The organism is Pseudomonas sp. B21-041 (assembly GCF_024748675.1).
GTDB classification, from domain to species: domain Bacteria; phylum Pseudomonadota; class Gammaproteobacteria; order Pseudomonadales; family Pseudomonadaceae; genus Aquipseudomonas; species Aquipseudomonas neuropathica.
Genome location: NZ_CP087175.1, coordinates 2667938 through 2685450, shown reverse-complemented (window position 1 = coordinate 2685450; position 17513 = coordinate 2667938). Strand labels below are relative to the sequence as shown.

The following is a 17513-nucleotide window of genomic DNA, read 5'->3' as shown; positions in this document are numbered from 1 at the left end:
CGCGGAGCGTCCGGGGCTGCATTCCCACGCGGAGCGTGGGAACGATCAATCGTGTTGTCTATGCCAGCGCGTTGCACATGCCGAGTGCCATGCAATCTATCTCGAACGGTCCGAGAAAATCAGCCGAAACCTTTACCGGCGGATTGCCGGCCATCAGCCCCAAGGTATTCGCTCGTTCGATGTTGTGCGCGATGTTGTGATTGGCCTCTATGGCCCGGGCCAGTGCGCCCACCGAGCCTTGACCGATACCCAATAATGAAGCGCCGTTGGTGAAAAACGCCAAACCGGCGATCACCCAGAGTCTGTAACCTTTCATGCTCCGCCGACTCCCGCGAGTTCGGCCCGGTCGACCATCACGCTTTGCGAGCGGACTTCAAACTGGATGCCTGGGTGGGCGACTTGAATCGGTGCGTCAAAGCTGTGTTCCATCTGCGATGCGATACTGACGACCAGCACCACGACCATGTAAAGACCGATGGCCAGGTAGGCGCCGCGTTTGGCTGAATGAAGGATTGCGCTGGCCATGGTGTTCTCCCGTGGGCATGTTTCGATGTCCACAGAATCAATCAAAAAAGCCGCGCTAACCACTCAGGGTTTGCCATAGTAAACATCAGCTTCGTTGATTATTTAGCCAGTCTATTTGCAGGTTTGAAAAAACCTATCAGGTCGCGAAAAACACGCGCACACGTGTAGGAGCTGCCGAAGGCTGCGATCTTTTGATTTTGCTTTTTCCGATCGTTCCCACGCTCTGCGTGAGCATGCAGCCCGTGACGCTCCGCGTCACTGGACGCAGAGCGTCCCTAGAGGCATTCCCACGCAGAGCGTGGGAACGATCAAACAAGATCAAAAGATCGCAGCCTTCGGCAGCTCCTACAGGGAGTTGTGCAGAACGGGCATTTCAGTGTTGGGCTTTGTGATCCAGGGCGGCGTAGAAGTTGGCGCTCTGTTGCAGGTATTTCTGGGTGTAGCTCTGGGTGTGGGATTTTTTGCTGTTGATTTCAACGTTGGCACTGGCTGGCAGCACAACGGTGGCGGAGATGGCGGAAGCGGCAATCACGGAGAAGAGATTGAAGTTCATGGCGGTAACCCTCGTGTTCGGTTGGCTTGCTTGCCCGGTTGGGCTGTGAAGCAAACTTAACGCTCAAGGGTTGATCGCTTGAAATGCTTTGTAGCATTACCGGATATCAGCGCGATTAATACAAAGAGACAGGCCCCTTAAACCGGGGCCTGTGGCTTATTGTCGCACGATAAACTTGAGGTCGCTGGGCGCGTCCATCGGCAGTTTCTGCACGGTTTTGCCGAGCAGACCGGTCTTGCCATCGCGCTCGACGACGACAATTTCGTTGCTCTTCTGGTTGGCAATCAGCAGGAATTTGCCACTTGGATCGAGGCTGAACTCGCGCGGGTGATCACCTTCCACCGAGCGCTTTTGCAGTTCTTTGAGCTGGCCACTTGCCGGATCGATCGCGAACACCACCAGCTGATTAGCGGTGCCACGGTTGCTGACGTAGAGGAACTTGCCATCCGCCGAAGCGTGCAGCGCCGCCGCAGCCTTGTCCGAAGTCGGCTGGCCGGCGGCCAGATCGACCAGTTGCGTCTGGGTCAGCACGCCGTCGTGGTAGTCGAACACCGCGACCTGCGCGCTCATTTCCATGGTCAGCCAAGCGTGTTTACCGTCAGCGCTGAACAGCAAATGACGCGGGCCGCTGCCGGCAGGCAACGCCACGGATGCAGCTTTCGCTGGGGTCAGCGGCAGCTCCGGGTTGGCTTTCGGATCGAATTGATAAATGAAAACCTTGTCCGCGCCCAGATCATTGGAGAACACGTAGCGGCCGTCCGGCGAAGAGACCGTCGAATGGACGTGGTTGGAGGCCTGGCGCTCCGGGTTGACCCGGCTCGCCGGGTGCGCGCTCATCTGCACCACCGGTTTGAGTTTGCCGTCAGCACCCACCGGCAGTACCGCCAGCGTTCCACCCGGATCTTCCATCACCGAATAGTTGCTGACGAACAAGTGGCTGGCGTCAGCGCTGAGGCTCGAATGGGTCGGCTCGTTGCCCAGGCTTTGAACTTGATTGATCAGGGTCAGCGTGTGGGTTTTCGGATCGATCGAATAGCTGCTGACACGGCCGACCGGGTCTTTCTGGCCCGGGCCGTTTTCGTTGACCACGAACAGGCGACGCTGGTCTTTGGACAGGGTCAGCCATGACGGATTTTCGCTTTTGACCACTTGCAGCGGTTTGGCGGCGATCTGGCCGGTGGCACTGTCGAAGTTCATTCGATAGAGGCCCTGGCTGGTGTTGGCGGTGTAGGAACCGACCAGCAGCTGGAAGTTCTCGGCGGATGCGCTGGAAAGCCCCATGGCACCGACGCTGCCGGCCATCAGCAGCGGCCAGAATTTACGCATTTTCATCAATTTCGTCCTCGTCGTCGCTGCTGCTGACTACGTCGCCATGACAAACCAAGCGGTGTTCGCCGATCGCTTTGGTTTCATTGAAATAGCCGACGATCAACCAGCTCTGCAAAGAGTCGTCGAAGGTTGCAGCGGCAACCTGAGCCGGCGTGAATTCCCAATGCTTGGCCGCTCGGCCGTCGATGCATTCGATGTGCAGGTTGTCGTCTTCGTCGAGGGCGAATTCGAAGGCATGCAGGCCGTCGATTTCGACCATACCGCAGTGTTCGAGGGCGTTGAGAAGGGTTTGGGCAGTCATGGCAAACAGTCTTTCTAGGGGGGAAAGGGCCAATGATAGCTCATGGCGCTCGACTCCCCGAGTAGGAGCTGCCGAAGGCTGCGATCTTTTGATTTTGTTTTTTAAGATCAAGATCAAAAGATCGCAGCCTTCGGCAGCTCCTACAGGGGCAGCGTGTCAGAGGGCGTCGCGTGAGGGCTTGCCGTCGACGAGGCGCTGGATGCGCAGCGGGTTGGCGTTCTTCAGCGGCTCGGGCAGCAAGCTGTCCGGGTAATTCTGGAAGCACACCGGACGCAAGAAACGGTCGATGGCCAGCGTGCCCACCGACGTGCCACGAGCATCAGACGTCGCCGGATACGGCCCGCCATGCACCATCGAATCACACACCTCGACACCGGTCGGATAACCGTTAAGCAGGATCCGCCCGACCTTCTGTTCCAGCAACGGCGTCAGCTCAGGGAAACGTTCAAAGTCCGCCTGCTCGCCAATGATCGTCGCGGTCAGTTGCCCATGCAGGCCGTGCAATGCGGCACTCAGTTGCGCCTTGTCCGCCACTTCGACAATCACCGTGGTCGGGCCGAACACTTCTTCCTGCAGCACTTCATCGCCATCGATCAACAGGCTCGCATCGGCCTTGAACAATTGCGGCTGAGCCTGATTACCCTGCTGCGGATTGCCGGCCAGATGCTCAATGGCGGGATGCGCCAACAGTTTCTGCAAGCCATTACCGTAGCTGCCGAGGGTGCCGGCGTTGAGCATGGTTTGCGCCGGTTGATCACCGATCAAACCCGCAACCTGCTGCACGAACGCGCTGAACTCTGGCGAGCGGATGCCGATGACCAGGCCCGGATTGGTGCAGAACTGACCGCAGCCCTGCACCACTGAAGCAGTCAAGTCGCGGGCAACCGTTTCCGAACGCTCGGCAAGGGCCTGCGGCAGGACGATCACCGGGTTGATGCTCGACATCTCGGCAAACACCGGGATCGGTTGCGGGCGTGCAGCGGCCATGTCGCACAGCGCACGTCCGCCTCTGAGCGAACCGGTGAAACCGACTGCCTGAATCGCTGGGTGCTTGACCAGCCATTCACCGACGCCACCGCCGTAGATCATGTTGAACACACCGGCAGGCATCGCGGTTTTTTCCGCTGCACGAATCACCGCGTCAGCGACCAGCTCAGCCGTGGCCATGTGACCGCTGTGGGCCTTGAACACCACCGGGCAACCGGCGGCCAGCGCCGCAGCGGTGTCGCCGCCCGCCGTGGAAAACGCCAGTGGAAAGTTGCTTGCGCCGAACACCGCAACAGGACCGAGGCCGATGCGGTATTGGCGCAGATCAGGACGTGGCAATGGCTGGCGATCCGGCAACGGCAGATCAATCCGCGCACCGTAGAAATCACCCCGACGCAGAACCTTGGCGAACAGACGCATCTGCCCGCTGGTGCGTCCGCGCTCGCCCTGAATGCGTCCGGCGGGCAACGCCGTTTCGCGGCAGACCACGGCGACGAAATCATCACCGAGGGCATCCAGTTCATCGGCAATTGCGTCGAGAAACTGCGCGCGGCGTTCGGCGCTGAGGCTGCGATAAGCCGGGTACGCGACAGCGGCAGCTTTGGCCGCTGCGTCGACTTCCTCAACCGTGGCCTGAATGAAATCGTGCGGCAACTGCTCGCCCGTCGTGGCATCGACGGAGTGCAGTTTGACGTCGCCAGCGGCGCTGCGCTGACCACCAATGTAGTTGTGACCGAGAATCTGAGTCATGGGATCTCCTTAAAGGGTGCCGATGCTGTCCGGTTCAAATGCCGCCGGAACCGGGACGATGCCGTTGACCAGCGGGGCGCCGAATTCGGCCTGGCTGATTTCGAAGACGTCGCCCGGCTGGGTGCGGATGCCATCGGCGAACGACAGGGTCGCGGTGCCGAAGAAGTGAATGTGCACATCCCCCGGACGCAGGAACTGGCTGTACTTGAAATGGTGGTATTCGAGGTTGGCGAGGCTGTGGCACATGTTCGCCTCGCCGCTGAGAAACTCGTTCTGCCAGAGCACTTCGCCGTCACGCAGGATGCGACTGGTGCCTGCCAGATGTTGAGGCAGTTCACCGGTGCGAAGTTCCGGGCCGTAACTGCAACTGCGCAATTTCGAGTGCGCGAGGTACAGGTAATTCTTGCGCTCCATGATGTGATCGGAGAACTCGTTGCCCACCGCAAAACCCAGGCGATAAGGCTTGCCGTCGTTGCCAATGAGGTAGAGGCCGGCCATCTCTGGTTCTTCGCCAGCGTCTTCAGCAAACGGCGGCACCGGGAACGGCTGACCCGGGCGAACGACAATACTGCCGTCGCCTTTGTAGAACCATTCTGGTTGCACACCGGCCTGCCCCGCCGCCGGTTTGCCGCCCTCCACACCCCATTTGAAGATGCGCATGGTGTCGGTCATCGCCGCTTCGTCGCCGGCCTGCTGGTGCATCTTGTCGCGGGCCGAGGCGCTGCCCAGGTGAGTCAGGCCAGTACCGCTGATCAGCATGTGCGCCGGGTCCGGGTGATCGAGGGGCGGCAGGATGCGCAGTTGCGCGAGCAGTTCGGCGTAGTCGTGGCTGATGCCGAGGCCGAGGATCTGCACTTGCTGTTCCAGCGTGTTGCCGGCTTCGATGGCGGCGAGCGCCAGATCGCGCACGCTGCGCGCGTCTAGCACTTCGCGCACCAGATCGTTGTCGACCACGCCGACGCGGCGTTCGCGGTTGCTTAATTCGAATTGAACCAGATGCATATGTCCTCTCCTTTACACAAAACTTCGAAACACTGCAAAACCCTGTGGGAGCTGGCTTGCCAGCGATGACGGCGGCACATTCAGCATTAATGTGTCTGACAGATTGCTATCGCTGGCAAGTCGAGTCGTCGCACCGCAGCTCCCACAGGTTCGGTGGTGATGGGTCGATGGGGTTCAGGTGCGGGTAGCGCCACGGGCGCTGGCGGCAAATTGGTCAACCGGGAGCACGTGTTTGCGTTCCAGCACGCGGTAAACCACGCCCGTCAGGATCAAGCCGAACACCATCACGCCCGATAGGAAATACAGGCCGGACGCGAGATTCCCGGTGTACTCCTTCAACGCCCCGATCACGAACGGCCCGATGTATCCGCCCAGGTTCCCTACCGAGTTGATCAACGCGATCCCCGCCGCCGCACTCGCGCCGGCAAAGAAGCGCCCCGGCAAGGTCCAGAACACCGCTGTGCAGGAAAACAGCGCAAACGCCACCAGACACAACGCCGCCAATTGCGCCACGGGCAGCGACAGCCACGCACTCAGGAACAAGCCAATCGCGCCCAGCACATAAAGTACAGCCAGATGCCCGTAACGATCATTCAAACGATCGGAACTGCGCGGGATGATGAGCAAGCCGATTATCCCGAAGATATACGGCACCGACGACACAAAACCGGTGACCAGATCACTGCCGCCGAACTGTTTGATCAGCGTCGGTAACCATAGACCGAGGCCATAAATGCTCAACGTCACCGGCAGATAAAACAGCGCCAGCAGCAACACACGTTTGTCTTTCAGCGCATGCAGCGGGTTGCCGTGGCGGGTCTGGCCGTACTCCTGCAGATCCTTTTTCAGCTCACCGGTCAGCCAGTCTTTCTCGGCTTGATCCATCCATTTCACTTGTTGCGGGCCGTCAGGCAACCAGCGCAGCACTGGCCAGGTCAGGAGGATCGCCGGGGTGCCGATGACGATGAACAGCCACTGCCAGCCGTGCAGGCCAAGGACGCCGTCCATGCCGAGCAAACCGCCGGATACCGGGCCGGTGATCATCATCGCGATCGGCTGGGAGAGGATGAACAGGCCAAGGATCTTGCCGCGATGGCGCACCGGGAACCATTGGGTGATGTAGTAGAGAACGCCGGGGAAGAACCCCGCCTCGGCCGCGCCGAGCAGAAAGCGCATCACGTAGAAACTGTGCGGGCCCTGAACGAAGGCCATGCCGATGGTGATCGCGCCCCAGGTGATCATGATCCGCGCAAACCAGCGCCGTGCCCCGAAGCGTTCGAGCATCAGGTTGCTGGGGATTTCGAGAAGGAAGTAGCCAATGAAGAACAGCCCGGCACCGAGGCCGTAGGCGGCGTCACCGATGCCGATGTCAGCGCCCATGTGCAGCTTGGCGAAGCCGACGGCGGAGCGATCCACATAGGCGATCAGGTACAGCAGGATCAGGAAGGGAATCAGTTTCAGCGTAATGCGCCGGATTAGCCGCAGTTCCTGGCTCATGAGATCGGTCTCCGATTGTTGTTTTTATAGAACCTCGGGGGACGCCTCTCACGGAAAAACCGTCAGGGCCATCCCTCCGTCGAAAACGACTATATAGTAATACTAATTCACCAACAACACTTCCAAACCTAGGATTTTGCGCTTAGATTAGGCCGTAGTTGGAACACTATAGTCATACAATAAGAGAATCGATCATGTCTGATAAGAAACCCACCCTGCGCTCCGCCCAATGGTTTGGCACGGCCGACAAGAACGGCTTCATGTACCGCAGCTGGATGAAGAATCAGGGCATCGCCGACCACCAGTTCCATGGCAAGCCGATCATCGGCATCTGCAACACCTGGTCGGAACTGACCCCGTGCAACGCGCACTTCCGCCAGATCGCGGAGCACGTCAAACGCGGGGTGATCGAGGCCGGTGGTTTTCCAGTGGAATTCCCGGTGTTCTCCAACGGCGAATCGAACCTGCGCCCGACCGCCATGCTCACTCGCAACCTGGCGAGCATGGACGTTGAAGAGGCCATTCGCGGCAACCCGATCGACGGCGTGGTGCTGCTGACCGGTTGCGACAAAACCACTCCAGCGCTGCTGATGGGCGCGGCGAGTTGCGATGTGCCGGCGATTGTTGTGACTGGCGGGCCGATGCTCAACGGCAAGCACAAGGGCAAGGACATCGGCTCGGGCACCGTGGTCTGGCAGCTCAGCGAGCAGGTCAAGGCCGGCACCATCACGATTGACGATTTCCTTGCGGCCGAGGGTGGCATGTCGCGTTCGGCAGGCACTTGCAACACCATGGGCACGGCGTCGACCATGGCCTGCATGGCTGAAGCACTGGGCACTTCCCTGCCGCACAACGCGGCGATCCCGGCGGTGGATGCGCGACGTTATGTGTTGGCGCACATGTCCGGTATGCGTGCAGTGGAGATGGTTCGCGAAGATTTGAAACTGTCGAAGATCCTCACCAAGGAAGCCTTCGAAAACGCCATCCGGGTCAACGCCGCCATCGGTGGTTCGACCAACGCGGTGATTCACTTGAAAGCTATCGCTGGACGCATCGGCGTTGAACTGGATCTGGACGACTGGACCCGTATCGGTCGTGGCATGCCGACCATTGTCGACCTGCAACCGTCTGGGCGTTTCCTGATGGAAGAGTTCTATTACGCAGGTGGTTTGCCGGCAGTGCTGCGGCGTCTCGGTGAAGCCAATCTGATCCCTAACCCGAATGCACTGACGGTCAATGGCAAGTCGATTGGCGAGAACACCAAGGACGCGCCGATCTATGGCGAGGACGAGGTGATCCGCACCCTAGACAATCCGATCCGTGCTGACGGCGGCATTTGCGTATTGCGCGGCAATCTGGCGCCACTGGGTGCCGTGCTCAAGCCGTCCGCCGCGACCCCGGAATTGATGCAGCATCGCGGCCGCGCGGTAGTGTTCGAGAACTTCGACATGTACAAGGCGCGGATCAACGATCCGGAACTGGAGGTCGATAAAGATTCGATTCTGGTGATGAAGAACTGCGGGCCGAAGGGTTATCCGGGCATGGCCGAAGTCGGCAACATGGGCTTGCCGGCCAAGTTGTTGGCACAGGGTGTGACCGACATGGTGCGCATTTCTGATGCGCGGATGAGCGGCACGGCGTACGGCACGGTGGTTTTGCACGTGGCGCCGGAAGCGGCGGCCGGCGGGCCTTTGGCGACGGTGCAGGAAGGCGACTGGATCGAGCTGGATTGCGCCACCGGGCGGCTGCACCTGGATATTCCGGATGCCGAACTGGCGGCACGCATGGCGGATCTGCAGCCGCCGCAGCAGTTGTTGGTGGGCGGGTATCGTCAGTTGTACATCGACCATGTGCTGCAGGCGGATCAGGGCTGTGACTTCGACTTCCTGGTAGGCTGCCGCGGCGCTGAAGTCCCGCGCCACTCTCACTGACCTTCTCCACCGATCGTTCCCATGCTCCGCGTGGGAATGCCTCAAGGGACGCTCCGCGTTCCAGCTCTGAAATGGGACGCAGAGCGTCCCGGGCAGCATTCCCACGCAGAGCGTGGGAACGATCATTACCCGCCTCAAGATTGTCTGGTGCCTGCTATGATGCGCGGCATCTCCATCGCTCAGGATCGCGCCACTCCCCATGGATTACCGCAAACCTTCCGACCGCAAAAGCATGCATTCGCGCATCGTCCAGGAACTGGGCATGCAGATCGTCTCCGGACGCTTCTTGCCCGACGACAAACTGCCCGCCGAAGCCCTGCTCTGCGAGGAGTACGCGGTCAGCCGGCCGGTGTTACGCGAAGCCACGCGGGTGCTGGTGGCCAAGGGGCTGGTGTATTCCAAGCCTCGGGTTGGCACGGTGGTCAAGGCGCGGCGCGAATGGCACATGCTCGACCCGGACGTGCTGCACTGGCTGATGCAAAGCAGCCCGCAGAATGAATTCTTCAATGTGCTGACCAGTGTGCGCAGCATCATCGAACCGGCGGCTGCCGCCCTCGCTGCTCAACATGCGACCGAGGCTGATATTGCCGCGATTGGCGAGGCGTATCAGCGCATGGAAGCGGCGCCGACGCCGGAAGCGTTGTTGCAGCCGGATCTGGATTTCCATAGCCGGATTGCCGATGCGACACACAACGACTTGTTGGCGAATCTGTGCAATATGTTGTCGGTGGCGATTGCCGAGGCGTTGAAGCATTCGAATCAGCGGCCGAATCTGCATGAATTGGCGTTGCCACGGCATAAGGCGATTTTGACGGCGATCGAGAATCGTGATGCGCTGGGGGCTCGGCATGCGACGTTGGTGCAGCTGGATGATGCGCGTAGTGCTTTGAGTGTCGTGCTTGGCGCTGAACTCACTTAAGGCTTGAGACTGCTTGCCCTCACCCTAGCCCTCCCGAAACGTCGGACCGCCCAGAGGTAGAGGGGACCGATTGGGGGATATTCGGGATTTACGCCGACTTGAACGATTTGCAGTGAATCCATAACCGACTGGCATCTCAAGTCGAATGATTTGCTTTAAATCCATAATCAACTCGGTATCTCAGGTCGAATGATTTGCGTTAAATCCATAATCAACTCGGTGTTTCAGGTCGATGTATCAAGCCGCACACCTCGGTCAGTCCCCTCTCCCTCCGGGAGAGGGTTAGGGTGAGGGGGCTCTTGATCTTAAAACACAAAAAAGCCGCAACCCTAAGGTTGCGGCTTTGTCGTTTCAGCCTTTCAGATCAATGCGCAAACAGCGAATTGCCCTTCTGCCCCGCCAGTTTCTCAGGCTTGATCAGGAACTTCGCCAGTGCCGGCAGCAGCCACAGCGCCCCGAACATGTTCCACAGCAGCATGAAGGTCAGCATCAGGCCCATGTCGGCCTGGAACTTGATCGCCGAGAAGATCCAGGTGCACACACCGATCGCCAGGCACAGACCGGTGAACAGCACGGCTTTACCGGTGGATTTCAGCGTCTGGTAATAGGCTTCCTGCAACGGCAGCCCCGCACGCAGGAAACTCTCCAGACGGCTGTAGATGTAGATGCCGTAGTCGACACCGATCCCCACACCCAGCGCCACCACCGGCAAGGTCGCGACTTTCACGCCGATGCCCATGAACGCCATCAGCGCGTTGCCGAGTACCGAGGTCAGCACCAGCGGCAGGACGATGCACAGCGTCGCCGCCCACGAACGGAAGGTGATCATGCACATCACTGCCACGCAGATGTACACCAGAATCAGGATGGTCAGCTCAGCCTGCTTGATGACTTCGTTGGTGGCCGCTTCGATGCCGGCGTTACCGGCGGCGAGGATGAATTCCAGACCGTCCTTGTTGTTGTCCTTGGCGAATTCCTGCACCGCGTGCACCGCACGATCGAGGGTTTCAGCCTTGTGATCGTTGAGGAACACCAGCACTGGCGCCAGCGAGCAACTGTTGTTGTACAGACCGTCGGCGCGGGCAATCGAGTTGTTCAGCACGTCCGGGTTGCGCGACAGGGTTTCCCACTTCAGGTTGCCCTCGTTCATGCCCTTGATCATCTGCTTGGACACGGTCACCAGCGAGATCGCCGACTGCACGCCCTCGGTGTTCTGCATCTTCCACATCAGCTCATCGATCGGCGCCATGGCCTCATAACGCGAGCAACCTTCAGCCTTGGTCTTGACCATCACTACCAGCACGTCGGAACTGGTCGAGTAGTTGTTGATGATGAAGTTGTTGTCCTTGTTGTAGCGCGAGTCCGGACGCAGTTCCGGCGCGCCCTGGTCGAGGTCGCCGATTTTCAGGTTCTGGCTGTACCAGAGGCCGCCGCCGAAGGCGATCAGCGCCAGCACCACCGAAATACGTGCGACTTTCGGGTTGGCGAAGTTCGACAGCAAGCGCCAGAACGGGTGTTCGCGGTTGGCGTCCTTCTTGCTCTTGGCAATCGCCCGCTTGCTGATGCCGACATAGGAAATGGCGACCGGCAGCAGGATCAGGTTGGTGAACACGATCACCGCCACGCCGATCGACGCGCCGATGGCCAGTTCACGGATCACCCCGATGTCGATGATCAGCAGGGTGATGAAGCCCACCGCATCCGCAAGAATCGCGATCATCCCCGGCAGGAACAGTTGGCGGAAGGTGCGCCGCGCAGCGGTCAATGCGTTGTCGGCCTCGCTGGATTGCAGGGCGATACCGTTGATCTTCTGCACGCCGTGGGAAATACCGATGGCGAAAATCAGGAACGGCACCAGCATCGAATACGGATCGAGTCCGAAACCGAAGAAGTGCATCAAGCCGAGCTGCCAGACCACCGCCACCAGCGTCGTACTCAACACCGCAATGGTGCTGCGCACGCAGTTGGTGAACCACAACAGAAGAATCAGGGTGATGACGAAAGCGATACCGAAGAACAACACCACCATCACCAGACCGTCGATCAGGTCGCCGACCTTCTTGGCGAATCCGACGATGTGGATCTTGACGTTGGGATTCTGCGCTTCGAACTTGTTGCGGATCTTGTCTTCGAGTTCATGGGAGAACTTGCGGTAGTCCAGCGCGAGCAACTTGCCCTGGTCTTCCGGGTCCGGGTAGGACTCCAGCAGCGGGATGTCAACGATGCTCGACTTGAAGTCGTTGGCCACCAGACGCCCGACCTGACCTGACTTGAGTACGTTGTTGCGCAGCAGATCGAGACTGTCTTGCGAGCCGTTGTAGCTCTGCGGGATCACTTCACCGCCGGCGAAACCCTCTTCGGTCACTTCGGTCCAGCGTACGCTCGGGCTCCACAGCGACTTCAGGCCAGAACGGTCGACGCCGGAGATGTAGAACACCTCGTCGTTGATCTGGCGCAGAGTCTCCATGTACTCCTTGGAGAAGATGTCGCCGTCCTTGGCTTCCACCGAAATGCGCACAGTGTTGCCCAGGTTCGCCAGATCGTTGCGGTGCTCCATCATCTTCTCGATGAACGGATGCTTGAGCGGGATCATTTTTTCGAAACTGGTCGACGGCCGGATCAGCGTGGCCTGCCAGAACAGGAAAATACTCACCACCAGGCAGATAAGGATCACTGCCGGACGGTTGTTGAAGATCAGGCGCTCAAGAAACGTCGCCTTGTCCTGCTGAGGAGTGATCAAGGAAGTCATAGCCCCGCCTTCTTATTATTGATCTCGGCACCGTTTGGCAGCGTGGTGTGAACGCCACCCTGCCCGCTCAGAATCAGGTTGCCGTCGCCGGCAGCGGTGACCGACGACAGGGAAATACGATCCGGACGGTTGAACACGCTGAAGGTCTCGCCGTTGTCGCTGCTGCTGATCACCGAACCGCCGTTGCCAACGATCACGATCGAGCCATCTTCAAGCAGGGTCGCGCCGGACAGGCCGAATTCCAGCGATCCGCGCGCAGCTTTCAGCTCGACCTGCTCCCAGGTGCTACCGAAATCGGTGGAGCGGTAGAGGTTGCCGCGCAAGCCGCACGCCAGCAGGGTCTGCGGTTGCGCCGTGCCGATCACGCCGAACAGCGAACCTTCGTACGGGCCTTCGAGTTTTTCCCAGGTCTGGCCGTCATCGGCGGAGCGGAACATGCTGCCCGACTCGCCGACGATAAACAGCCCCGCGTCCTTCACCGCTGCGATGGCGTTGAGGTGGAATTGATCTTCGTTGTCGAGGCGGTCACTGACGTCTTCCCAGTTTTTACCGCCGTCGGTGGTTTCCATCAACGCGCCGTACGCGCCCACGGCGAGGCCGCTGTTGACGTCCTTGAACCAGACGTCGAGCAGCGGCGATTCACGTTTGAGGTCTTCGAATTGCTTGGCCCAGGTCAGACCGCCGTCTGCGCTGGCGAGGATTTGCGCGTCATGGCCGACCGCCCAGCCGTGTTTGTCGTCGACAAAATACACAGCCGTCAGCAGTTGCCGGCTCGGCACCTTGGCTTGCTTCCAGGTTTTGCCCTGGTCATCGGAATAGAGAATGTGCCCGCGATCGCCGACCGCGACCAGGCGTGCGCCAGCGTGGACGACATCGAGTATCAGGCTTTTCGCGGCTTTGGCGGATTCGGTGGCATAGACCACATCGGCCGGCGCCTCGGCGGCAATCACCGGTGCCGATAACGTGGCCAAGCCCAGCATGGAGAGTGCTGTGGCCAGCAACGCGGTGTTGCGTAACGCCGGCGGGCGGCAACGACTCATAGACCTTCCCCTCTTTATTATTGTTAGGCCATCTGGCCTTCAAGGGCGCCGCAAGTGTGCTCCGCTGATGGCTGGTCAGAAGCATAGTCCTGAAACCCGCAATCCAGAGCCACTTCGGAAGCTGGCTCATCCTATCGGGCTTTCGAAACGTCTGACAATCGGCGCCACGTTATCTTTTGTTAACCGCATTGCCGACGGATTCCCCCCTGTAGGAGTGAGCCTGCTCGCGATAGCGGTGTATCAGTTAGCAATTGCTCAGATGACACACCGCTATCGCGAGCAGGCTCACTCCTACAGGGAGTTGTGGGGGCTTTGGGATTTGAATACATGACCATTCGCCGGGGTGATGCGGCAAAAGTTACCGGAGGGACTTGCACGATCGGTATTATGGTATACCATCAGACGCACAGACACTCTTAATCCCCCAACGGAGCAGCTCATGAGTTTCGAAATTCGCAAGATCGTCAGCTATGTCGAAGAAACTTTTATCGAAGGCGGCAAAGCCACTGACAAACCCGTGACCATGGTTGGCCTCGCCGTGGTGATGAAAAACCCATGGGTGGGCAACGGTTTCGTTGAAGACCTCAAACCGCAGATCCGTGCCAACTGCTCCGACCTCGGCGCGCTGATGGTTGAACGTCTGGTCGGCATCATCGGCGGTGCGGAAAAAATCGAGGCCTACGGCAAAGCCGCTGTGGTCGGCGCTGATGGCGAGATCGAACACGCCTCCGCCGTGATCCACACCCTGCGCTTTGGCAATCACTACCGCGAAGCGGTCAACGCCAAGAGCTACCTGAGCTTTACCAACAAGCGCGGCGGCCCGGGCACTTCGATCCAGATCCCGATGATGCACAAGGACGACGAAGGTCAGCGTTCGCACTACATCACCCTGGAAATGCAGATCGAAGACGCGCCACGCGCCGACGAAATCGTCGTCGTGCTGGGTTGCGCCGACGGTGGTCGCCTGCACCCGCGCATCGGTAACCGCTACATCGATCTGGAAGAACTGGCCGCCGAAAAAGCCCAGTAATCACAATAAAAAGGCACTGCAGGAGCGCTCCATGATTCGGCTCACCGCTGAACTCACCCCGGCTGGCACCAGTTACCTGGCGACCGGCCAAGGCCAGCCCGTGGTTTTGATCCACGGCGTGGGCCTGAACAAAGAAATGTGGGGCGGGCAGATTGTCGGCCTGTCCAGCCAGTACCGGGTGATCGCCTACGACATGCTCGGCCATGGCGCCAGCCCGCGACCGGCCAGCGGCACCGCCCTGCTCGGTTACGCCGATCAGTTGCTGGAGTTGCTCGATCACTTGAATCTGCCGCAGGCAGCGGTGATCGGTTTCTCCATGGGCGGCCTGGTCGCGCGGGCCTTTGCCCTGCATTACCCGGAGCGCCTGCAAAGCCTGGTGGTCTTGAACAGCGTGTTCAACCGCAGCGAAGAACAGCGTGCCGGCGTCATCGCCCGTACCGCGCAAGCCGCCGAACATGGCCCGGACGCCAATGCCGAAGCGGCGTTGTCGCGCTGGTTCAGCCGCGAGTATCAAGCGGCCAACCCGGCGCAGATCGCTGCGATCCGCCAGACCCTGGCCGGTAATGATCCGCAGGGTTACCTGACCACTTATGAATTGTTCGCTACCCAAGACATGTACCGCGCCGACGACCTGGGCAGCATTCAGGCGCCGACGCTGATTGCCACTGGCGAACTCGATCCGGGTTCGACCCCGGAAATGGCCGAGCAACTGGCCCGACGCATCCCCGGTGCGAAGGTTGCCGTGCTGCCTGAGCAACGGCATATGATGCCGGTAGAGTCGCCGCGCTTGGTCAACCAGACGCTGCTGGAATTTCTCGAATTCGCACACTCCCGACAAAACCATATAAAGGGGATCGTTGCATGACACTCGCACGCTTCCAGATGTGCATCGGCGGAGAATGGGTCGACGCCCTCTCCGGCAAGACCTTCGAAAGCCTCAACCCGGCCACGGCCCAAGCCTGGGCGGAGTTGCCCGACGCCGATGAAGCGGACGTCGAACGCGCCGTGCAATCGGCACAGACTGCTTTCGACAGCCCGGCATGGCGTGGCCTGACTGCCACTGCGCGCGGCAAACTGCTGCGTCGTCTCGGCGACTTGATCGCCGAAAATAAAGAACAACTGGCGCAGCTGGAAAGCCGCGACAACGGCAAGCTGATCCGCGAAACCCGTGGGCAAGTCAGTTATCTGCCGGAGTTTTTCCACTACACCGCCGGCCTGGCCGACAAGCTCGAAGGCGGCACGCTGCCGCTGGATAAGCCCGACCTGTTCGCCTACACCGTGCACGAAGCAATGGGCGTGGTCGCCGCGATCATTCCGTGGAACAGCCCGCTGTACCTGACCGCAATCAAACTCGCCCCGGCCCTCGCCGCTGGCAACACGATTGTGATCAAGCCTTCCGAGCACGCGTCCGCAACCATTCTTGAACTGGCGCGACTGGCCCTCGAAGCCGGCATTCCGCCGGGCGTGGTCAACGTCGTCACCGGTTACGGCCCGAGCACTGGCGCCGCCCTCACCCGCCATCCGCTGATCCGCAAGATTGCCTTCACCGGCGGCGCGGCGACAGCGCGGCACGTGGTGCGCAGCAGCGCCGAGAACTTCGCCAAGCTGTCGCTGGAACTGGGCGGCAAGTCGCCGAACATCATCTTCGCCGACGCCGATCTGGACAGCGCGATCAACGGCGCGATCGCCGGGATCTACGCGGCCTCCGGGCAGAGCTGCGTGTCGGGTTCGCGGCTGTTGGTGCAGGACGAGATCTACGACGAATTCGTCAGCCGACTGGTCGAACGCGCCCAGCGCATTCGCATCGGCAACCCGCAGGAAGACCACAGTGAAATGGGCCCGATGGCCACCGCGCAGCAATTGGCGGTGGTCGAAGGTCTGGTCGCCGACGCCATCGCTGAAGGCGCGCGTTTGCGCACTGGCGGCAAGCGTCCGACCGATCTCGGCGAAGGCTGGTTCTACGAGCCGACGCTGTTCGAATGCGACCGCAATTCGATGAAGATCATGCAGGAAGAAGTCTTCGGCCCGGTGGCGTCGGTGATCCGCTTTAAAGATGAAGCCGAAGCACTGGCGATCGCCAACGACTCGCAGTTCGGCCTCGCCGCCGGCATCTGGACCCGCGATCTCGGTCGTGCCCATCGTCTGGCGCGCGATGTGCGCTCTGGAATTATCTGGGTCAACACCTACCGCGCGGTGTCAGCGATGGCGCCGATCGGCGGCTTCAAGAACAGTGGCTATGGACGCGAAAGCGGCATCGATTCGGTGCTGGCCTACACCGAACTGAAAACGGTGTGGATCAACCTTTCCCAGGCGCCAATGCCTGATCCGTTTGTGATGCGCTAGGAGTCCTGCGAAATGATCGAACCCGGCATTTACAAAGACGTCATGAGCTCGTTCCCGTCCGGCGTCACGGTGGTCACCACCCTCGACCCGGATGGCGGCATCGTCGGCATCACCGCCAGCGCCTTCAGTGCGCTGTCGATTGACCCGGCACTGGTGCTGTTCTGCCCCAACTATGCTTCCGACACCTACCCGGTGCTGCGTGACAGCAAGAAATTTGCGATCCATTTGCTGTCGGCTGACCAGACGGCTGAGGCCTATGCGTTCGCCAGTAAAGGCAAGGACAAGGCCAAGGACATCGCGTGGCATTTGAGCGAATTGGGTAACCCGATTCTCGCTAAAGCCACCGCGATCATCGAGTGCGAGTTGTGGCGTGAATACGATGGTGGCGACCACGCGATCATTGTTGGCGCGGTGAAGAACCTGATCCTGCCCGAGCAACCGGTGACGCCGATGATCTACCACAAAGGCAAGCTCGGCCCGTTGCCGACCCTGGCCTGACGGATTCACACAAATCCCCCTGTAGGAGTGAGCCTGCTCGCGATAGCGGACTGACATTC

The 17513-nt window shown here is 60.1% G+C and carries 16 protein-coding genes; 6 read left to right on the top strand and 10 right to left on the bottom strand.

Annotated features, from left to right (window positions below; translation table 11 throughout):
• Positions 1-58: 58 nt before the first annotated feature.
• The 8 genes from LOY43_RS11995 to LOY43_RS11960 all read right to left on the bottom strand — a co-directional run bounded on the left by LOY43_RS11995 (position 59) and on the right by LOY43_RS11960 (position 6944).
• Positions 59-316: a hypothetical protein gene (locus tag LOY43_RS11995; protein WP_258709699.1), complete on the bottom strand. Its 258-nt coding sequence runs from the start codon at positions 314-316 to the stop codon at positions 59-61.
• Positions 313-525, bottom strand: coding sequence for a hypothetical protein (locus LOY43_RS11990; protein WP_258709698.1), 213 nt, complete (start codon positions 523-525; stop codon positions 313-315). Before LOY43_RS11990 ends, LOY43_RS11995 begins: the two co-directional genes overlap by 4 nt.
• Positions 526-898: 373 nt before the next feature.
• Entirely contained in the window at positions 899-1078 is a 180-nt protein-coding gene (locus tag LOY43_RS11985; protein WP_007917967.1) for a hypothetical protein, read from the bottom strand.
• A 156-nt stretch (positions 1079-1234) separates the two neighbouring features.
• Positions 1235-2410: a lactonase family protein gene (locus LOY43_RS11980; RefSeq protein WP_258709697.1), complete on the bottom strand. Its 1176-nt coding sequence runs from the start codon at positions 2408-2410 to the stop codon at positions 1235-1237.
• Positions 2397-2708 (bottom strand): DUF5629 family protein, encoded by a 312-nt coding sequence (locus LOY43_RS11975; RefSeq protein ID WP_220558680.1) that lies wholly within the window; start codon positions 2706-2708, stop codon positions 2397-2399. Before LOY43_RS11975 ends, LOY43_RS11980 begins: the two co-directional genes overlap by 14 nt.
• A gap of 156 nt (positions 2709-2864) precedes the next feature.
• Positions 2865-4445, bottom strand: coding sequence for an aldehyde dehydrogenase (NADP(+)) (locus tag LOY43_RS11970; protein ID WP_258709696.1), 1581 nt, complete (start codon positions 4443-4445; stop codon positions 2865-2867).
• A 9-nt stretch (positions 4446-4454) separates the two neighbouring features.
• Complete coding sequence (gene araD1, locus LOY43_RS11965) at positions 4455-5447, bottom strand: AraD1 family protein (RefSeq protein WP_093437819.1); 993 nt, start codon at positions 5445-5447, stop codon at positions 4455-4457.
• A gap of 174 nt (positions 5448-5621) precedes the next feature.
• Complete coding sequence (locus LOY43_RS11960; protein WP_077573249.1) at positions 5622-6944, bottom strand: MFS transporter; 1323 nt, start codon at positions 6942-6944, stop codon at positions 5622-5624.
• A gap of 194 nt (positions 6945-7138) precedes the next feature.
• On the opposite strand from LOY43_RS11960, the gene LOY43_RS11955 reads away from it, so the two are divergent.
• Entirely contained in the window at positions 7139-8875 is a 1737-nt protein-coding gene (locus tag LOY43_RS11955; protein ID WP_093437804.1) for an IlvD/Edd family dehydratase, read from the top strand.
• 199 nt (positions 8876-9074) lie between these two features.
• On the top strand, positions 9075-9794 hold the full coding sequence (locus LOY43_RS11950; RefSeq protein ID WP_064392969.1) for a FadR/GntR family transcriptional regulator: 720 nt from the start codon (positions 9075-9077) through the stop codon (positions 9792-9794).
• A gap of 364 nt (positions 9795-10158) precedes the next feature.
• Here the strand turns inward: LOY43_RS11950 and LOY43_RS11945 are convergent, their stop codons facing one another.
• Together LOY43_RS11945 and LOY43_RS11940 are read right to left on the bottom strand one after the other, a co-directional pair.
• On the bottom strand, positions 10159-12543 hold the full coding sequence (locus tag LOY43_RS11945) for an RND family transporter (protein WP_095050102.1): 2385 nt from the start codon (positions 12541-12543) through the stop codon (positions 10159-10161).
• A complete protein-coding gene (locus tag LOY43_RS11940; protein WP_258709695.1) occupies positions 12540-13583 on the bottom strand; it encodes a YCF48-related protein in 1044 nt (347 codons plus the stop codon). The genes LOY43_RS11945 and LOY43_RS11940 overlap by 4 nt, the downstream gene beginning before the upstream one ends.
• Before the next feature lie 439 nt (positions 13584-14022).
• On the opposite strand from LOY43_RS11940, the gene LOY43_RS11935 reads away from it, so the two are divergent.
• Genes LOY43_RS11935 through LOY43_RS11920 form a run of 4 tightly spaced genes read left to right on the top strand, consistent with a single transcriptional unit; the run spans position 14023 to position 17454 of the window.
• Positions 14023-14613, top strand: a complete 591-nt coding sequence (locus tag LOY43_RS11935; protein WP_007917992.1) for an amino acid synthesis family protein — start codon at positions 14023-14025, stop codon at positions 14611-14613.
• A 31-nt stretch (positions 14614-14644) separates the two neighbouring features.
• Positions 14645-15478, top strand: coding sequence for an alpha/beta fold hydrolase (locus LOY43_RS11930; protein ID WP_258709694.1), 834 nt, complete (start codon positions 14645-14647; stop codon positions 15476-15478).
• Positions 15475-16956, top strand: coding sequence for an aldehyde dehydrogenase (locus tag LOY43_RS11925; protein ID WP_095050099.1), 1482 nt, complete (start codon positions 15475-15477; stop codon positions 16954-16956). Before LOY43_RS11930 ends, LOY43_RS11925 begins: the two co-directional genes overlap by 4 nt.
• Before the next feature lie 12 nt (positions 16957-16968).
• Positions 16969-17454, top strand: coding sequence for a flavin reductase family protein (locus LOY43_RS11920; RefSeq protein ID WP_095050098.1), 486 nt, complete (start codon positions 16969-16971; stop codon positions 17452-17454).
• Positions 17455-17513: the final 59 nt, after the last annotated feature.

Coding starts and splice junctions, on each gene's coding strand:
- LOY43_RS11995 (WP_258709699.1), bottom strand. CDS start 316: ATGAAAGGTTACAGACTCTGGGTGATCGCCGGTTTGGCGTTTTTCACC.
- LOY43_RS11990 (WP_258709698.1), bottom strand. CDS start 525: ATGGCCAGCGCAATCCTTCATTCAGCCAAACGCGGCGCCTACCTGGCC.
- LOY43_RS11985 (WP_007917967.1), bottom strand. CDS start 1,078: ATGAACTTCAATCTCTTCTCCGTGATTGCCGCTTCCGCCATCTCCGCC.
- LOY43_RS11980 (WP_258709697.1), bottom strand. CDS start 2,410: ATGAAAATGCGTAAATTCTGGCCGCTGCTGATGGCCGGCAGCGTCGGT.
- LOY43_RS11975 (WP_220558680.1), bottom strand. CDS start 2,708: ATGACTGCCCAAACCCTTCTCAACGCCCTCGAACACTGCGGTATGGTC.
- LOY43_RS11970 (WP_258709696.1), bottom strand. CDS start 4,445: ATGACTCAGATTCTCGGTCACAACTACATTGGTGGTCAGCGCAGCGCC.
- araD1 (WP_093437819.1), bottom strand. CDS start 5,447: ATGCATCTGGTTCAATTCGAATTAAGCAACCGCGAACGCCGCGTCGGC.
- LOY43_RS11960 (WP_077573249.1), bottom strand. CDS start 6,944: ATGAGCCAGGAACTGCGGCTAATCCGGCGCATTACGCTGAAACTGATT.
- LOY43_RS11955 (WP_093437804.1), top strand. CDS start 7,139: ATGTCTGATAAGAAACCCACCCTGCGCTCCGCCCAATGGTTTGGCACG.
- LOY43_RS11950 (WP_064392969.1), top strand. CDS start 9,075: ATGGATTACCGCAAACCTTCCGACCGCAAAAGCATGCATTCGCGCATC.
- LOY43_RS11945 (WP_095050102.1), bottom strand. CDS start 12,543: ATGACTTCCTTGATCACTCCTCAGCAGGACAAGGCGACGTTTCTTGAG.
- LOY43_RS11940 (WP_258709695.1), bottom strand. CDS start 13,583: ATGAGTCGTTGCCGCCCGCCGGCGTTACGCAACACCGCGTTGCTGGCC.
- LOY43_RS11935 (WP_007917992.1), top strand. CDS start 14,023: ATGAGTTTCGAAATTCGCAAGATCGTCAGCTATGTCGAAGAAACTTTT.
- LOY43_RS11930 (WP_258709694.1), top strand. CDS start 14,645: ATGATTCGGCTCACCGCTGAACTCACCCCGGCTGGCACCAGTTACCTG.
- LOY43_RS11925 (WP_095050099.1), top strand. CDS start 15,475: ATGACACTCGCACGCTTCCAGATGTGCATCGGCGGAGAATGGGTCGAC.
- LOY43_RS11920 (WP_095050098.1), top strand. CDS start 16,969: ATGATCGAACCCGGCATTTACAAAGACGTCATGAGCTCGTTCCCGTCC.